The organism is Aequorivita antarctica, from assembly GCF_007997155.1.
Classification (GTDB): Bacteria; Bacteroidota; Bacteroidia; order Flavobacteriales; family Flavobacteriaceae; genus Aequorivita; species Aequorivita antarctica.
Map to the genome: position 1 here is coordinate 197,376 of NZ_VORT01000001.1, position 14,926 is coordinate 212,301.

14 protein-coding genes are annotated in these 14,926 nt (G+C 37.1%); 10 read left to right on the forward strand and 4 right to left on the reverse strand.

Annotation, left to right across the window (positions count from 1 at the left end; all coding sequences use genetic code 11):
- Positions 1–247 precede the first annotated feature (247 nt).
- From ESU54_RS00915 to ESU54_RS00930, 4 genes are all read left to right on the forward strand, one after another.
- A complete protein-coding gene (locus ESU54_RS00915; RefSeq protein WP_111842989.1) occupies positions 248–1,468 on the forward strand; it encodes an O-antigen ligase family protein in 1,221 nt (406 codons plus the stop codon).
- 77 nt (positions 1,469–1,545) lie between these two features.
- On the forward strand, positions 1,546–2,859 hold the full coding sequence (locus ESU54_RS00920) for a UDP-glucose dehydrogenase family protein (RefSeq protein ID WP_111842988.1): 1,314 nt from the start codon (positions 1,546–1,548) through the stop codon (positions 2,857–2,859).
- Positions 2,856–3,842, forward strand: a complete 987-nt coding sequence (locus ESU54_RS00925) for a UDP-glucuronic acid decarboxylase family protein (RefSeq protein WP_111842987.1) — start codon at positions 2,856–2,858, stop codon at positions 3,840–3,842. The genes ESU54_RS00920 and ESU54_RS00925 overlap by 4 nt, the downstream gene beginning before the upstream one ends.
- Positions 3,843–3,845: 3 nt before the next feature.
- A complete protein-coding gene (locus ESU54_RS00930) occupies positions 3,846–5,198 on the forward strand; it encodes an exopolysaccharide biosynthesis polyprenyl glycosylphosphotransferase (RefSeq protein WP_111842986.1) in 1,353 nt (450 codons plus the stop codon).
- Here ESU54_RS00930 and ESU54_RS00935 read toward each other — a convergent pair.
- The gene (locus tag ESU54_RS00935) at positions 5,195–6,358 is read right to left on the reverse strand and encodes a glycosyltransferase family 4 protein (protein WP_111842985.1); all 1,164 of its coding nucleotides are present in this window, start codon (positions 6,356–6,358) and stop codon (positions 5,195–5,197) included. The genes ESU54_RS00930 and ESU54_RS00935 overlap by 4 nt on opposite strands.
- A gap of 13 nt (positions 6,359–6,371) precedes the next feature.
- A complete protein-coding gene (locus ESU54_RS00940) occupies positions 6,372–7,682 on the reverse strand; it encodes a phenylacetate--CoA ligase family protein (protein WP_111842984.1) in 1,311 nt (436 codons plus the stop codon).
- 201 nt (positions 7,683–7,883) lie between these two features.
- Between ESU54_RS00940 and purD the strand changes: the two genes are divergently transcribed.
- The gene (gene purD, locus ESU54_RS00945) at positions 7,884–9,155 is read left to right on the forward strand and encodes a phosphoribosylamine--glycine ligase (protein ID WP_111842983.1); all 1,272 of its coding nucleotides are present in this window, start codon (positions 7,884–7,886) and stop codon (positions 9,153–9,155) included.
- A gap of 37 nt (positions 9,156–9,192) precedes the next feature.
- On the opposite strand, the gene ESU54_RS00950 is transcribed toward purD, so the two are convergent.
- Positions 9,193–9,420, reverse strand: coding sequence for a DUF6341 family protein (locus tag ESU54_RS00950; protein WP_111842982.1), 228 nt, complete (start codon positions 9,418–9,420; stop codon positions 9,193–9,195).
- Positions 9,421–9,461: 41 nt separating this feature from the next.
- On the opposite strand from ESU54_RS00950, the gene ESU54_RS00955 reads away from it, so the two are divergent.
- From ESU54_RS00955 to ESU54_RS00975, 5 genes are read left to right on the forward strand one after another with little or no spacing between them, the layout of a single operon-like run.
- Positions 9,462–10,415 carry a DUF6427 family protein gene (locus tag ESU54_RS00955; RefSeq protein WP_111842981.1) on the forward strand — a complete coding sequence of 318 codons (954 nt, stop codon included), beginning with the start codon at positions 9,462–9,464 and terminating at the stop codon, positions 10,413–10,415.
- A complete protein-coding gene (locus ESU54_RS00960) occupies positions 10,412–11,056 on the forward strand; it encodes a hypothetical protein (RefSeq protein WP_235004482.1) in 645 nt (214 codons plus the stop codon). The genes ESU54_RS00955 and ESU54_RS00960 overlap by 4 nt, the downstream gene beginning before the upstream one ends.
- The gene (locus ESU54_RS00965) at positions 11,053–12,051 is read left to right on the forward strand and encodes a DNA adenine methylase (protein WP_111842979.1); all 999 of its coding nucleotides are present in this window, start codon (positions 11,053–11,055) and stop codon (positions 12,049–12,051) included. Before ESU54_RS00960 ends, ESU54_RS00965 begins: the two co-directional genes overlap by 4 nt.
- A 54-nt stretch (positions 12,052–12,105) precedes the next feature.
- Positions 12,106–12,714 carry a DUF4254 domain-containing protein gene (locus ESU54_RS00970; protein WP_111842978.1) on the forward strand — a complete coding sequence of 203 codons (609 nt, stop codon included), beginning with the start codon at positions 12,106–12,108 and terminating at the stop codon, positions 12,712–12,714.
- A 36-nt stretch (positions 12,715–12,750) separates the two neighbouring features.
- Complete coding sequence (locus tag ESU54_RS00975) at positions 12,751–13,782, forward strand: glycosyltransferase family 9 protein (RefSeq protein ID WP_111842977.1); 1,032 nt, start codon at positions 12,751–12,753, stop codon at positions 13,780–13,782.
- 18 nt (positions 13,783–13,800) lie between these two features.
- Here the strand turns inward: ESU54_RS00975 and ESU54_RS00980 are convergent, their stop codons facing one another.
- Positions 13,801–14,841, reverse strand: a complete 1,041-nt coding sequence (locus ESU54_RS00980) for a ferredoxin--NADP reductase (protein ID WP_111843259.1) — start codon at positions 14,839–14,841, stop codon at positions 13,801–13,803.
- Positions 14,842–14,926 lie beyond the last annotated feature (85 nt).

The window sequence follows — 14,926 nt, forward strand, 5'->3', positions numbered from 1 at the left end:
GGTAACTGTCTTGTCCAAAAACCCTCCTCCATAGATACTCCATAGCAAAGCCATACCAAAGCCATAGCAAAGTCATTAAAATGTAAGAAAATAGCCCTTTTTTCCTACAAATATATAATGGTTCAAAACACCTACGGTTTTTTAAAGTATTGCAAAATGACTTTCTGAATTAAATTGAAAGTTCAAATAAGGTTTTTAGGCGAGAGTTTTCTATCTTTCCCTAAAATTTAAGATACGCTAAATAACAATGAGGATACTGCTCTCCGCCATATACCCCTATGCTTTTTTGCTGCTCTACCTTATTATCCCATTTGATGAATATTTCAGGGCCCCACCAAACATATTGTTGGCTATACTCCTAGTAGCTTTTCCATTTGTTGTTAAAAAAGAGGATTTAAAAAAACTCAAATCACTCCCGATTGCAATATTTTTAGGTTTTTTTGCATACCTCTGCCTTAATTCATTTTTTTCAGGTCGATGGGATGGAGATTTCAACGTTATCAAAAAAGTATTGATAGCCGTAGGGCTTGCAATTCTTTACATTCCAGTGGCGGATGTAAAAAAAATAAACAGCGCAATCATTTTTTCATCATTGGCAGCCATCATTTTTTCGGTCTATAATTTTGTGCTAATAACTGACGCAACTGGAAGTTTTGCTCTTGGTGATTCTCCACAAGTCATAGAATCCCTATTGATAGATAGGCTTTATTTAGGGCTACTCAGCACTTTCAGTATTTTGATTTCCTTTCAGGCAATTCAAAAAAAATACCACCCCAACAACAACTATTATTTGGCCAATATTTTTGTCAATGCACTATTCATTATTTTAATCGCTTCAAAAATTGCCGTTGTTTCGTTGTTTATACTGTTATTGATTAGACAGTTTTATGGCCAACGGAAAATTTGGAAGCTTGTAATTGCCGTTTTAGCATTAGCCGCGGTAGTGGGATTGTTCTTAATTATTAAAAATGAAAGAAGCATTCAATTCAACCAAGAAAGCCACAAAAGTCCTCCTGCTTTTATTGAAAAATCAATGACCTATGAACTCAGGGCAGTGGTTTGGAAGTGCGCTCAAAACATAATTAATGAAGAAGGTTTTTCTTTAACCGGAATGGGTTTCGACACTACAAAAGAGAAGTTGGTTTCTTGTTACGAAACTCAAATTTCCAATCCAACGAAAAAAGAAAAATTTGTTTCTGAACGCTATAACACACATAACCAGTTTTTGGATTTTTACCTAAGTGCAGGTTTTATAGCCTTGTTGCTTTTCTTGGTTTTTATTGTTGCCAGTGTTTTCTCAACCCGAAAGCAATTTTTACCCACAGCTATGTTGGCAATATTGATAATGTACTGTTTAGTTGAAAATCTATTTAACCGACAGATTGGAGCATATTATGTAGGCTTCATTTTGATTGTACTAATGACAACTGCTAAACCCGCGGAAAACAACAGTATAAAAAAGATATAAAAAGAATTGCAAATTGTACTTTTGCGCTTTGATAACAAAAAAACCTTTTCAATTTTTGAAAAGATAGAAAGAGATAAATGAAAATTTCAGTAATAGGAACTGGCTATGTAGGCCTTGTAACAGGAACCTGTTTGGCAGAAACAGGAAATGAAGTAGTCTGTGTAGATATAGACAAGGCGAAAGTAGAAAAAATGCGTAACGGCGAAGTGCCAATCTATGAACCGCATTTAGACGTGCTTTTTGAAAGAAATATTAAAGCGAATCGTTTAAAGTTTACAACTTCACTAGAAGAAGGTTTGGAACATGGTGACATTATTTTTCTTGCACTTCCAACCCCAGAAGATGAAGACGGCTCTGCAGATCTTTCCTATGTTTTGAGCGTTTCCGAAGAAATTGGAAAGAAAATAAAGAGTTACAAAGTAATCGTGGACAAAAGTACTGTGCCTGTAGGTACAGCGGAAAAAGTGCACAGTGTAATTGCAAAAAATGCTTCTTGTAAATTTGATGTAGTTTCCAACCCAGAGTTTCTTCGTGAAGGCTTTGCGGTAGACGATTTTTTAAAACCCGAACGCATCGTTGTTGGGTCCAGCAGTGAAAGAGCAACTGATTTGATGAAAAAGCTTTATGGTCCTTTTGTACGCTCGGGAAATCCAATAATCATAATGGATGAAAAATCAGCCGAGCTCACAAAATATGCTGCAAACTCCTTTTTGGCTACCAAGATTACTTTTATGAACGAAATTGCCAACTATTGCGAAAAAGTTGGCGCAGATGTAGATATGGTTCGTGCCGGAATGGGCAGCGACAGCCGTATTGGCAAGCGTTTTCTTTTTCCTGGAATTGGTTATGGTGGGTCTTGCTTCCCAAAAGATGTGAAAGCACTTCAGAAAGCTGGAAAAGATAAAAACTACGACTTCAAGATTTTGAATTCAGTAATCGAGATCAATTCAGCTCAAAAAACAATTTTACTGCCTAAAATTGAGAAATATTTCAACAACAATTTAAAAGGAAAGACAATCGCTATTTGGGGATTGGCCTTTAAACCCGAAACAGATGATATCCGCGAAGCCCCATCCATAGATATGATGGAAGCATTGCTAGATAAAGGAGCTAAACTCCAAGTGTTTGATCCCGAAGCAATGCCGAATATTGAAAAACGGTTTGGCAATAAATTGAATTATTCAGATTCTATGTATGCTGCGCTTGACAAAGCAGATGCACTTTTAATCTGTACCGAATGGAGTATTTTCCGTACCCCCGATTATGACAGACTGAAAAAATTATTAAAAAACCCTGTTGTTTTTGATGGCCGAAATTTATATAACATCCAAGATATGGAAACAGAAGGTTTCACCTATGTTTCCGTAGGAAGAAAAGCAATTAATCTATGAGGAAGCGTGTACTTATTACAGGTGCCGCAGGGTTTTTAGGCTCTCACCTCTGCGATAAATTTATAGCTGAAGATTTCCACGTAATCGCGATGGACAATCTTATTACGGGCGATCTTAAAAACATTGCCCATCTTTTTAAATTGGAAGCTTTTGAGTTCTACCATCACGACATAACTAAGTTCGTTCATGTTCCAGGGAAGATAGATTATATACTCCAATTTGCTTCGCCTGCAAGCCCGATAGATTATTTAAAAATACCCATCCAGACCTTAAAAGTAGGATCTTTGGGAACACACAACCTTTTGGGGTTGGCGAAGGAGAAAAACGCGCGCATTTTAATAGCCTCTACTTCCGAAGTTTATGGCGATCCTTTGGTGCATCCGCAAACTGAGGAGTATTTTGGAAACGTAAATACCATTGGTCCTCGAGGGGTTTATGACGAAGCAAAACGCTTTCAGGAATCCATTACTATGGCTTACCATAGATTTCATGGTTTGGAAACCCGTATTGCACGTATTTTCAACACCTATGGTCCAAGGATGAGGCTGAATGATGGCCGTGTAATTCCAGCATTTATTGGACAATCGCTTCGGGGCGAAGACTTAACCGTATTCGGAGATGGAATGCAAACCCGTTCGTTCTGCTATGTGGATGATGAGGTGGAAGGATTGTACCGTTTATTGATGAGCGATTATTCCCTGCCTGTTAACATTGGTAATCCCGAGGAAATAACAATTCTTGATTTTGCGAAAGAGATAATCAAATTAACAGGCACCGAGCAAAAGATAGTCTTTAAACCATTGCCACAAGATGACCCTATGCAGCGAGAACCGGATATCTCAAAAGCAAGGGAAATATTGGGTTGGGAACCAAAAGTATCGAGAGAGGAAGGAATGAAGAAAACTTTTGAATATTTTAAAAATCTTTCAAAAGAGGACCTTTTTAAAAGTGAACATAAAGATTTTTCAAAACACAATAGATAAAAAATGTTTAAAAGTGGAAGATATTCTGGGTGGTTGCGGCCTATTTCTTATGGAATAGACCTTTTCTTTATCCATTTTTTCGCTTTTGAATTTTTTGGCACACCCTTTCCATATTTTAATTATATTGTTTTTTTGACCGTTGCGTGGCCATTGCTTTCATTGCGTTCAGGTTTTTATGAGATTTATCGCTTTACCCATCTTGCAAAAATAATGTCCTTAATAGGAAGACAGGGAGTTATTTTTGTTCTGATTGTTTTTTCCTTTTTTGGCTTTTATAATGAGTTGTCTACTTCGGCATCATCGATATTTAAATATATTCTATTGGTGATGGGCTGTATTACTATTGTAAAATTAGGAGTCTTCTTTCTTCTCAAGAAATATCGCTTGCATCTGGGAGGAAACGTTCGTAAGGTTGTTATAATTGGTCTTAACCAAAAGACAGATCTGTTGCGGAAGTTTTTCACCACCAATCCCGTTTATGGCTATAAACTCTACAAAACCTTTGATCTAAAAGGTCCGGACAAAGTTTCCATAGAGGAATGTATGGATTATATTTTGGAGGAAGAGATAGATGAGGTGTATTCTTCTGTAGCGGAAATTGGGAATAAAGATCTTATTAAACTGATTGATTTTGTGGACAACAACCTCAAAATCCTAAAATTTCTTCCCGACAACAAAGAGATTTATAGCAAAAAACTGGATTTTACTTATTACGGAGTACTACCCATCCTGTCTCTGAGAAAAATCCCAATGGATGAACCTTTTAATAAGTTTATAAAACGAAGTTTTGATATTGTACTTTCACTATTGGTTATCATAGGGCTTTTATCTTGGCTAACACCCTTGCTTGGACTTTGGATAAAGTTGGAATCCAAAGGGCCTGTATTTTTTAAACAAAAAAGGAATGGTCTGGACTATAAAGAGTTTTATTGTTACAAGTTCAGATCCATGAAGCCCAACCCTATGGCGCACTTACACCAAATAAAAAAAGGAGACGAACGCGTAACAAAGGTCGGACGCATAATCCGAAAGACTAGTATCGATGAGCTGCCACAGTTTATCAATGTGCTAAAGGGTGAAATGAGTGTGGTGGGACCGCGCCCACATATGGTAAGTCACACCCATATGTACGCCGAAAGGATCGACAAATTTATGGTTCGCCATTTTATCAAACCAGGCATAACAGGATTGGCACAAATAAGTGGTTTCCGTGGCGAGGTGGAAAGCGAGAGCCATATTATCAATAGAGTGAAATATGATATTTTTTATCTCGAAAACTGGAGTCTTTTTCTCGATCTAAAGATCGTCTTCCAAACTATCTTCAACGCGCTTCGAGGCGAAGATAAGGCATACTAAATAGCTTTAAGAGAAACAATAAACGATTCAAACTGCCTAGTGAAATCAAATGCCAAAATAGAATTATTCTGAACAATTTCTTTTGGAAAACGTTGCAATTCCATTTGGGAAATAGAATTTATTAAATCTTGTAGCGCTCCAAAATCGTCTACAGGAACAACCCACCCCAAAGATTCTTTTTCTACAATTTCGCCACCTTCTCCACCAGCAAAATATAGCACCGGCAGCCCCAAACGGGTGTATTCAAATATTTTTGAGGGAACGGATCCATAAATTCTCTTAATTAAGGGAATAAAAGCAATATCATAACCTTGTAGTGCCTTGTGAAGTGAAGGCCTATCCAATTCGCCGTAAAAAAAGATGTTTTGTTTTTGCAACGACTTTAGTTTTTCAGCCTCTGGCCCTGCTCCGTAGATGTGAAGGCTTACATTTTTTGGAAATGTAATTCGTTGGCAGATTTCAAAAATTCCTTGTGCCATTCCCAATAAACCCGCGTAAACGATTTTGATTTCTTCGGATGTTGGTTTTTCTTTTATTGAAGGAGCATCAAAGTTTGGAATATTGCGATACAAAAAGAAAAGTTTCTCTGCTTCAAATGTTGAAATATGTTGAAGAATTTCTTCAGATTGTCCAACAATTAAATATGCCTTTCGATAACAGAAACGCTCCATTTTCAATAGTATTGAATAATACAATCCTTTTTTCAAAATACCCATTTCTAGTCCCGCCAATGGCCATAAGTCGGAAACATTCAAGATTATCTTTTTTGAAAACATTCGTCCCAAACAAACCGCAGTAAATCCTATAAAAACAGGAGAGTATTGAATAAATATTTTTTTTGGCACTTTGTTGAAAATAAAGAATAACACCAAACTCAATGAAAACGAAAGCATTGAAACCAACCGAACAAATTTATTGGCAGAATTGCTTGGCCAAGTCCATAATCGAAATATTTTTCCAAAAGAAGCATCTTCTGTAAATGACAACTTTCCCCTGTAAGCTTCAAATATTTTTCCATTGGGATAATTTGGCAATGGACAAACTACTTTTACTGAATAACCAGCTTTCCCTAAACCTTCTGCAATGCTTTGCATTCGGTTGGCTGCCGCACCTTTTTCGGGCGGAAAATAGTTAGTTATTAGAAGGATTTCTTTTGACAATTTTTGAAAGAAGTTATTGTATTACCATGGAAACGAACTGCTTCAATTTGCCGCTTGCAGTTCTGTCCAACTGCTCTTTTCGGTTAAAATGAAAGGTGAGTCCCTTTTCTAAAAACTGCTCCAGTGTTTCTGTTATAGCCTTTATTTTCTCCGCTTTTAAAATTTCATTACTCACATAATTTATTTCAAAAGTATCAATCTTTGTTTGAATCACTTTAAATTCCTTCATGTTTCCACTTTCTTCCATTATTTTTTTCGTGATAACATAAAAAGTCATCCCTGCTGCTTTTTTCCCGCTGGGAAGTAATGCAAAATCATTAGTTCTGCCCAATAACTTTTTCAAGATAGGCTTTTTGGAAGTGCTTTTTTCGCTTAAAGCACCGTAATCACCAATTTCATAACGGATAAACGGATGTGCTTTGTTGTCCAATGAAGTAATAACTATTCGCCCTTCTTTTCCCAAAGTAAGCGGTTTGTCGTTTTCATCCAAAATTTCCATAAAAAGCGTTTTAGAATCCACTTCCCATTCGCCTTCTGGATTGGTAAACGCAATGACGCCCACTTCTGAGCATCCATATTCATTGACCACGGGAACACCAAGATGTTTTTCGAGCAAATTTTTGTCATCCTCAAAAAGCATCTCGGAAGTAACGATGCAGACTTTCAATGAAGGGCAAACATACTTTAAAACAATATTTTTTTCCTTCAAATATTTCGCGAAAAGCACAATACTGCTGGTATAACCGTTGATATAATCAAACGGTTTCTTTTTGTAAACTTCCAACATTTCGTCCAATGCTTTTTCGGAAAGATCAAGTATTGAAAACCGATGGCGGTTAGCCAGAAAATCTTTTAGCTGTACGGTTTTGTTTTCAATTGTATCTAACGGGATTCCGTAATAACGTGCCTGAAGTGAAGTGTTGAAGTCTATTCCGTACCAACCAAACCGCTCCATGTGGTATGCCCAAGTGATAGCGTGGCTGTACTTGTCTTTCGCAAAACGAATAGGATTACCACTGGAACCCGACGTTTTGTTTAGGTAAACATTCTTTTCTGAAAAACCTTTTGTAAGCCTTTCTTGCAATGGTATTTGATAATCTTCCTTTTTCATTATAGGAAGTGATTCCCAATCTGAAAAACTACCTTTCACCTTCTTGCGATAAAAACGGTTGTGCTCTAACTGATAATTTACAATTTTGGCCTTTTTTACACTCAAAAATGCTTCGTAATCTGCTTCTTTTATTTCAGAAATTTGAAGCAATTCCTCCTTGGCCCTCTTAATAGGGAAACGTTTCAGAAAAAGGGAAAAGTCGAAAAGTCTCAAAGGCTTACTTTAATTTTTAAATAAATTAGCGGTTCAAGGTACAAATTTACTGAAACCCAATTTGCGAAAGTTTTTATTCCAAAACTTTCGCAAATTGTTAGTTCTAGAAATCCTACTGAATAGCGGGACCTTTTATTTGCTATTGACTTGTTTTAGCATTAAAATGAATTATTTTTGACACCGAAACAAAACATTTCAATTATGAATATTCTCATCCTTGGTTCCGGTGGTCGCGAACATACTTTTGCTTACAAACTTTCACAGAGCAAACGTTGCGAAAAACTTTTTGTGGCGCCCGGAAACGCCGGTACGCCATCAATAGCGACAAATATAAACATAAAGGCAACCGATTTTGAGGCTGTAAAAAAATGTGTTGTTGAAAATAAAATCGAAATGGTAGTGGTTGGCCCGGAAGACCCTTTGGTGCAAGGAATAGCTGATTATTTTTCTGAAACAAATGAATTGAAAAACGTAATGCTCATAGGACCGTCAAAACGCGGTGCATTATTGGAAGGAAGCAAACAGCGCGCAAAAGAGTTTATGATGCAGCACAACATTCCCACGGCTGCTTACGAGAGCTTTACTGTTGAATCTTTGGACGCAGGAAAAGTATTTTTGGAAAAATTAAATCCACCCTATGTTTTGAAAGCCGACGGATTGGCCGCAGGAAAAGGTGTTTTGATTTTGAAAGATTTAAACGAAGCCAAACAGGAACTTGAAAATATGCTTGCGCATAGCAAGTTTGGCGAAGCGAGCTCCAAAGTTGTCATAGAAGAATTTTTGGACGGCATAGAACTCAGCGTTTTTGTACTTACTGATGGCAAAAACTACAAAATTCTTCCTACAGCAAAAGATTATAAGCGTATTGGCGAAGGAGATACTGGTTTAAATACGGGAGGAATGGGCGCCATTTCACCAGTTCCTTTTGCCGATGATATTTTGATGAAAAAGATTGAAGACCGAATCGTGAAACCAACCGTGAACGGTCTTTCCGAAGAAAATATTGATTACAAAGGTTTTGTGTTCATCGGCTTGATAAAAGTAAACAACGAACCTTACGTTATAGAATACAACGTGCGTATGGGCGATCCCGAGACCGAAGTGGTGCTTCCTCGCATAAAAACAGATTTGGTTGATTTATTTGAAGCCACCTATCATCAAAAACTCAATGTTATAAATATTGAAATTGACGAAAGAGCAGCAGCGACGGTAATGCTCGTTTCAGGCGGCTATCCTGAAGATTACGAAAAAGGAAAGGAAATTTCAGGCATAGAAAACGTGGAAGGCTCCATCGTTTTTCACGCTGGAACAAAATCAGAAAATGGTAGAATTCTCACCAATGGGGGCCGTGTTTTGGCCGTAACTTCATTGGACAGTGATTACAAAAAGGCACTAAAAAAATCCTATCAAAATATAGAAAAACTATCTTTTGACAGGATGAAGTATCGTACTGATATAGGCTTCGACCTTTAACCCCAACCACTAAAGGTGAGAAGGCAAATCCTGAATATTAGGGATTTTCGTTGTAAGTGTATGTGCTTTCCGTGCTTTCGTTGAAACTTTTCAACTTAATCATCCAATAAGTGAAGGCAATAGCACCTGTGAGTAAAAGAGTCCAGGAAACAATATTTGCAAGCCACCAGCTATCAAGCTCTACCTTTGCCAAAGCATTATAAGGGATAAAAAGCACATTTTCAAAAAGAGAAGCTATTCCTTCCCAAAAACCTTTCCAAGTCATATCTTTAATCTTTAGAAAGCAAAAATATAAAAATACCCCTTATGCTAACAAGCTTTTTCGGAAAATCTAATCCAATAAATTATTTAATTCTAGGTGTTTTTATTGTTGTAGGGTATTTATTGGGTGCAATTTCAGGATCTGCCATTGACATTACACCGTTTTTACTGTTTGTTCATGGTATTTTTGTAATTCTTAGTGTGTTGATTATGTTGCTGTTGGATTTTATTATCCGAAAAAACCATTTGACAAAAACAAACACCTTCGCCATTCTATTTTTTACCTGTTTTATGGTAATGCTGCCTGTTATTTTTCTTCAGCATACAATTCTTTTAGCCAATGCTTTTCTAATTCTTGCCTTGCGAAGGATTATGAGTTTGCGAAGCGATAAAAATTCATCAAAGAAAATTCTTGATGCGAGTCTTTGGATTACCATTGCGTCCCTGTTTTATTTTTGGAGCCTGTTGTTTTTTGTGCCACTTTTGATAGCCATTATACAAAAACCGAATTCAAACTATAAGCAGATGCTAATTCCTTTCACAGGTTTTATGGCTGTTTTATTAATAAATACGGCATACCAACTACTTGTATACAATTCGTTTGAGTGGTTTTTTAATTGGAAGGAACCTATAAGTTTTGATTTTTCAAAATACAACTTAGCCTCTGTTTTGGTGCCAGCTACAGTAATTCTCGCTTTTTATATTTGGACGGGATTGTATCGAATTTTAAGACTTTCCGCAGTCTCCTTAAAAGAGAAGTCCAACTATCTTTTGATGCTTTACGTGAGTCTGACCAGCTTATTTGTGGCCTTGATGGGCCCCGAAAAAACGGGCGCCGAAATACTTTTTGTATTGGCTCCCATTTCAATTATTGCGGCTAATTATATTGAAGGATTTGAAACAGATCGTTTTGTGGAAAAAGATGTTTCCGAATTTTGGTTCAAGGAAATTATGCTATGGTTGGTTGTGGTTTTACCGTTTGTATTTTTATTCTTATGAGTCTACTGAATCTTCAAAATATTGAAAAGGAATTAAAAAGACGGCACCAACATCCCTATAAATGGTTCCGAAAGCAGAATGATGCTTGGGATAATTACACAAATTTTATTTACCGAACCTCCAGTTGGGACACGCTTGTTCAGAAAATCGCAATTGTTGCTGAAGCACAGGAATTGGACAAGCAACAGTTTTTTCAATACGCCGCCAACCGATGGTATAATTTCTGGAGCGCACAGACTGTGGAGCAAATATTTGCTGAAATGGAAGGCATTGAGCCTGCTGAGGAAGTAAGAGATTCTGAAAAGGATTTTTATCTCTTAGGAATCCCTTTTGACCATAAAACATCTGTGTTTCCAAAGCAGTTTGAAAAATCTTTTGAATACGCCCAAAGCCACAAAGGCGAATTGATTGAATGGCTTTACAAAAATCAAAGCACCCAAAAACGCCATCATTTCAAAAATCGTCTTTTTATTGTAGTTTTTGAACGTACTGGCGAACACTGGAAACTAAAAGCTGAACTCACACTTCTTAAAAAAGCAATCGAAAAATATGTTGCAGCATTTAAGCCAGCGCAACTACATTCCTTTACTTTTGCCGACGGACAAACAACTTTGAGCGATATTATCTGGGTTTCCAAATGAACTACATAGGCAGCAAACATAAACTCTCCAGCTTCATTTTTGAAACGGTTACCGAAACTTGCGGAAAAGATCTTTCCAAAAAGGTTTTTTGTGACCTTTTTGCAGGTACAGGAATTGTTGGTCGAAATTTTAAACCCTATGTAAAACAAGTAATTGCTAATGATATGGAATTTTACAGCTATGTTCTAAACCAAAATTACATCGGCAATCATACTGCTTTCTATTTCGAAGAATTTTTAAATGAATTGAATTCGCTCAGCGGAAAAAAAGGCTTCATTTTTCAGCATTATTCCGAAGACGGAAAAGCAGGTAGAAACTATTTCACTTCAGAAAATGGACAGAAAATAGATGCGGTTCGACTTCAAATTGAAGACTGGAAAAATACTTCAAAAATTACGGAAGACCAATATTATTTTCTACTGGCCTCTTTGCTGGAAAGCGCGGATAAAGTGGCGAATACTGCCTCCGTTTATGGCGCGTATTTAAAACATATAAAAACTTCAGCTGCAAAAAAATTAGTTATTAAACCCGCTATTTTTCAGCAAACAGAAAGCGCTCATCAAGTTTTTCAGGAAGACAGCAATGCACTTATCAAAAAAATTGAAGGTGATATTCTATATTTAGACCCTCCGTATAATGCCCGTCAGTACGGCGCCAACTATCATTTGCTGAATACTATCGCAAAATATGATACCTTTGTGCCTAAGGGAAAAACGGGTCTGCGCAATTACTACAAAAGCGATTGGTGTAGAACCGGAGAAGTCCTTAAAAGTTTTGAGGAATTGATTGAAAATGCACAATTTCCATACATTTTCCTAAGCTATAACAACGAAGGATTAATGAGCCAACAGGAAGTGCAAACGGTAATGGAACGCTTCGGAGAGTACAGCTTGAAAACAAAAAAATACCAACGTTTTAAAGCAGATAAAACCGAAAATCGAAACCACAAAGCCTCCGAAACTTTTGAATATTTACACATTTTAGAAAAGAAATAAAGTCGGTGTCTGAGCGGAATCGAAGACACATAAACAACAATAAATTAATAGATAATGTTTTCAGACAAAGCCAACAAAATCTTCGCAGAAGTAATAAATAAGTATCACGAAATCAATACCGTGGACCAAGCCTTCAGCAATCCGTACAATAAAGGCAGTCATTTGATTGAGCATTTATTATATCGAAAATGTTGGATAGATACGGTGCAGTGGCATTATGAAGACATCATCCGCGACCCAAATATTGATCCAGTCGGCGCCTTAAAACTGAAGCGTCAAATTGATGCTTCAAACCAAGATCGCACCGATATGGTGGAATACATTGATAGCTATTTCTTAGAAAAATTCAAGGATGTAAAAGTGAATGAAGCCGCGACCATAAACACCGAAAGCCCTGCTTGGGGTGTTGACCGTCTTTCTATTTTGGCGCTGAAAGTGTATCACATGAATGAAGAAGCAACCCGAACAGATGCTTCCCAAGAACACCTAATGGCCTGCAAAGCAAAGTTGAATATACTGTTGGAACAACGCGTAGATTTAAGTACCGCGATCAACCAATTATTGGACGATATTGCCCACGGCAGAAAATATATGAAAGTCTATAAGCAGATGAAAATGTACAATGACGACGAATTGAACCCTGTACTTCGCGGAAAGAAATAAACCTATTTTTAAACTTAACAGGTTTTCAAAACCTCAATGCCTAAACCCACCCACATACTGGTAATCCGCCTTTCCGCAATGGGCGATGTGGCCATGACCGTGCCAGTGCTTCGCGTTTTGGCGCAAACATATCCTGAATTAAAAATTACTGTACTTTCCCGTCCTTTTTTCAAACCTTTTTTTGGAGGAATCCCCAATCTTGATTTTTTGGAAGCCGATGTTTATGGAGAACACAAACGTTTCGGATTGATTAAATTGGCAAAGGAAGCCAAGGACATGGAAATAGATGCCGTAGCAGATCTTCACAACGTGATTCGTTCAAAAATCATCACGAAATATCTAAAGTTTAAAGGATTGAAAACTGCCACCATCGATAAAGGCAGAACAGAAAAAAAACGTTTAATTTCTTCCAAAAGAGAAAACATTTCACAATTAAAAACTACCCATCAGCGGTACGCGGATGTTTTTGAAAAGCTAGGTTTTCCAATAGACTTGGAAAAACATATTGCACCTCCAAAGAAAAAATTGTCGCCAAAACTCAACGGACTTTTAGGAATAGAGTCCAAAAAACTTATAGGTATCGCAACTTTTGCAGCTTATCAAAGCAAAATGTATCCTCTAAGTTTAATGGCTGATTTAATCCGCGATCTGGACGAAACCGACAAATACCGAATCTTCCTTTTCGGAGGTGGAAAAAAAGAAATACAACTACTCAAAAAACTTGAAAATCCATTCGCAAACGTGACCAACGTTGCCGGAAAACTGACTTTTGAAGAAGAACTCGCCCTGATTTCAAATTTAGACTTGATGCTTTCTATGGACAGTGGTAATGGACATTTGGCTGCTATGTATGGCGTGCCAGTGGTTACACTTTGGGGCGTTACACATCCGTTTGCGGGTTTTGTTCCTTTCAATCAGCCAGAAAGCAATCAATTGATGGCAGATCGTAAAAAATTTCCCCTTATTCCTACCTCTATTTATGGAAATAAATTTCCAAGTGGTTATGAGGAAGCGATGAAAACTATTGCTCCTGAAACAGTAGTTCAGAAAGTACGGGAACTGCTCTAAATTTCTTAGAATAATTATTTAAACATCATCATAATCCACAACAACGTTTGGCGTTGTGGGATGCGCTTGACAGGTAAGTATCAATCCGTCCGCAATTTCGGCTTCGGTAAGAATTTGATTTTTACGCATTTCGGCTTTTCCTTCTTTTAATCGGGCAATGCACGTGCTGCAAATACCACCCTGGCAAGAATATGGTGGATCCAAACCTTGGTCTAAAGCTGCTTCAAGAATAGATTTGGTTTGCGGCATTACAAAAATTTCCACATCATCATCTAAAGTGATGGTAATATTTGTGTTCCCATCATGTTTTTCTACCAAAAGTCCTTTTTCCGCAGTGGAAAAAAGTTCATGATGAATCTGTTTTGAGTTGATGCCGTTGTGTTTCAACGTTGCGGAAACTTCATCAATCATTACCTCGGGACCACACAAATAAAAGGCTTCATAGAGCGTTTTGGCATATTTATTTTTCAGAAAAAAGTTTGCGATAGAGCGGTCAATTCTTCCAAATTGGGCATTATCTACTTCTTTTCTACTGAAAACAAATTCGGCATTAAAACGATTCGGAAACTGTTTTTGAAGCTCCAAAATTTCGTTGTAAAACATCGTTTCTTCAATGCTTTGATTGCCATAAACAAGTAAAAAAGTACTTTGTGGCATTTCTTCCAAAGTGAATTTAATTAACGAAAGTACAGGCGTTATACCACTTCCTGCTGCAAAGGCAGCGTAGTTTTTTAAATTTGGCTCCAAAATAAATTTCCCCGTTGGTGGCATCACTTGCAGTGTGTCGCCAGCTTTCAAATTTTTATTGGCGTATTCGGAAAAAGCTCCTTTTTCCACTTTTTTAACTGCTACTCTCAGCACACCACTTTTTGGCGAAGAGCAAATAGAATAGGCACGACGTAAATCTTTACCACCACTTTGATGTTTTACAGTAATATATTGACCTGCCTTAAAAGTAAAAAGGTTTTTTAAGTTTTCGGGCACTGAAAAAGATATAGAAACAGAATTCGGGGTCTCTTTTTTTACTTCGGAAACGGTAAGCGCATGAAATTCGCTCATAATCTTGAATTTTTTTTGCAAAAGTACAAAGGAAATCAAGGAAACAAAGCTTCAAAGACTTTAAAGTGAAGCATTTTTTAGGCGT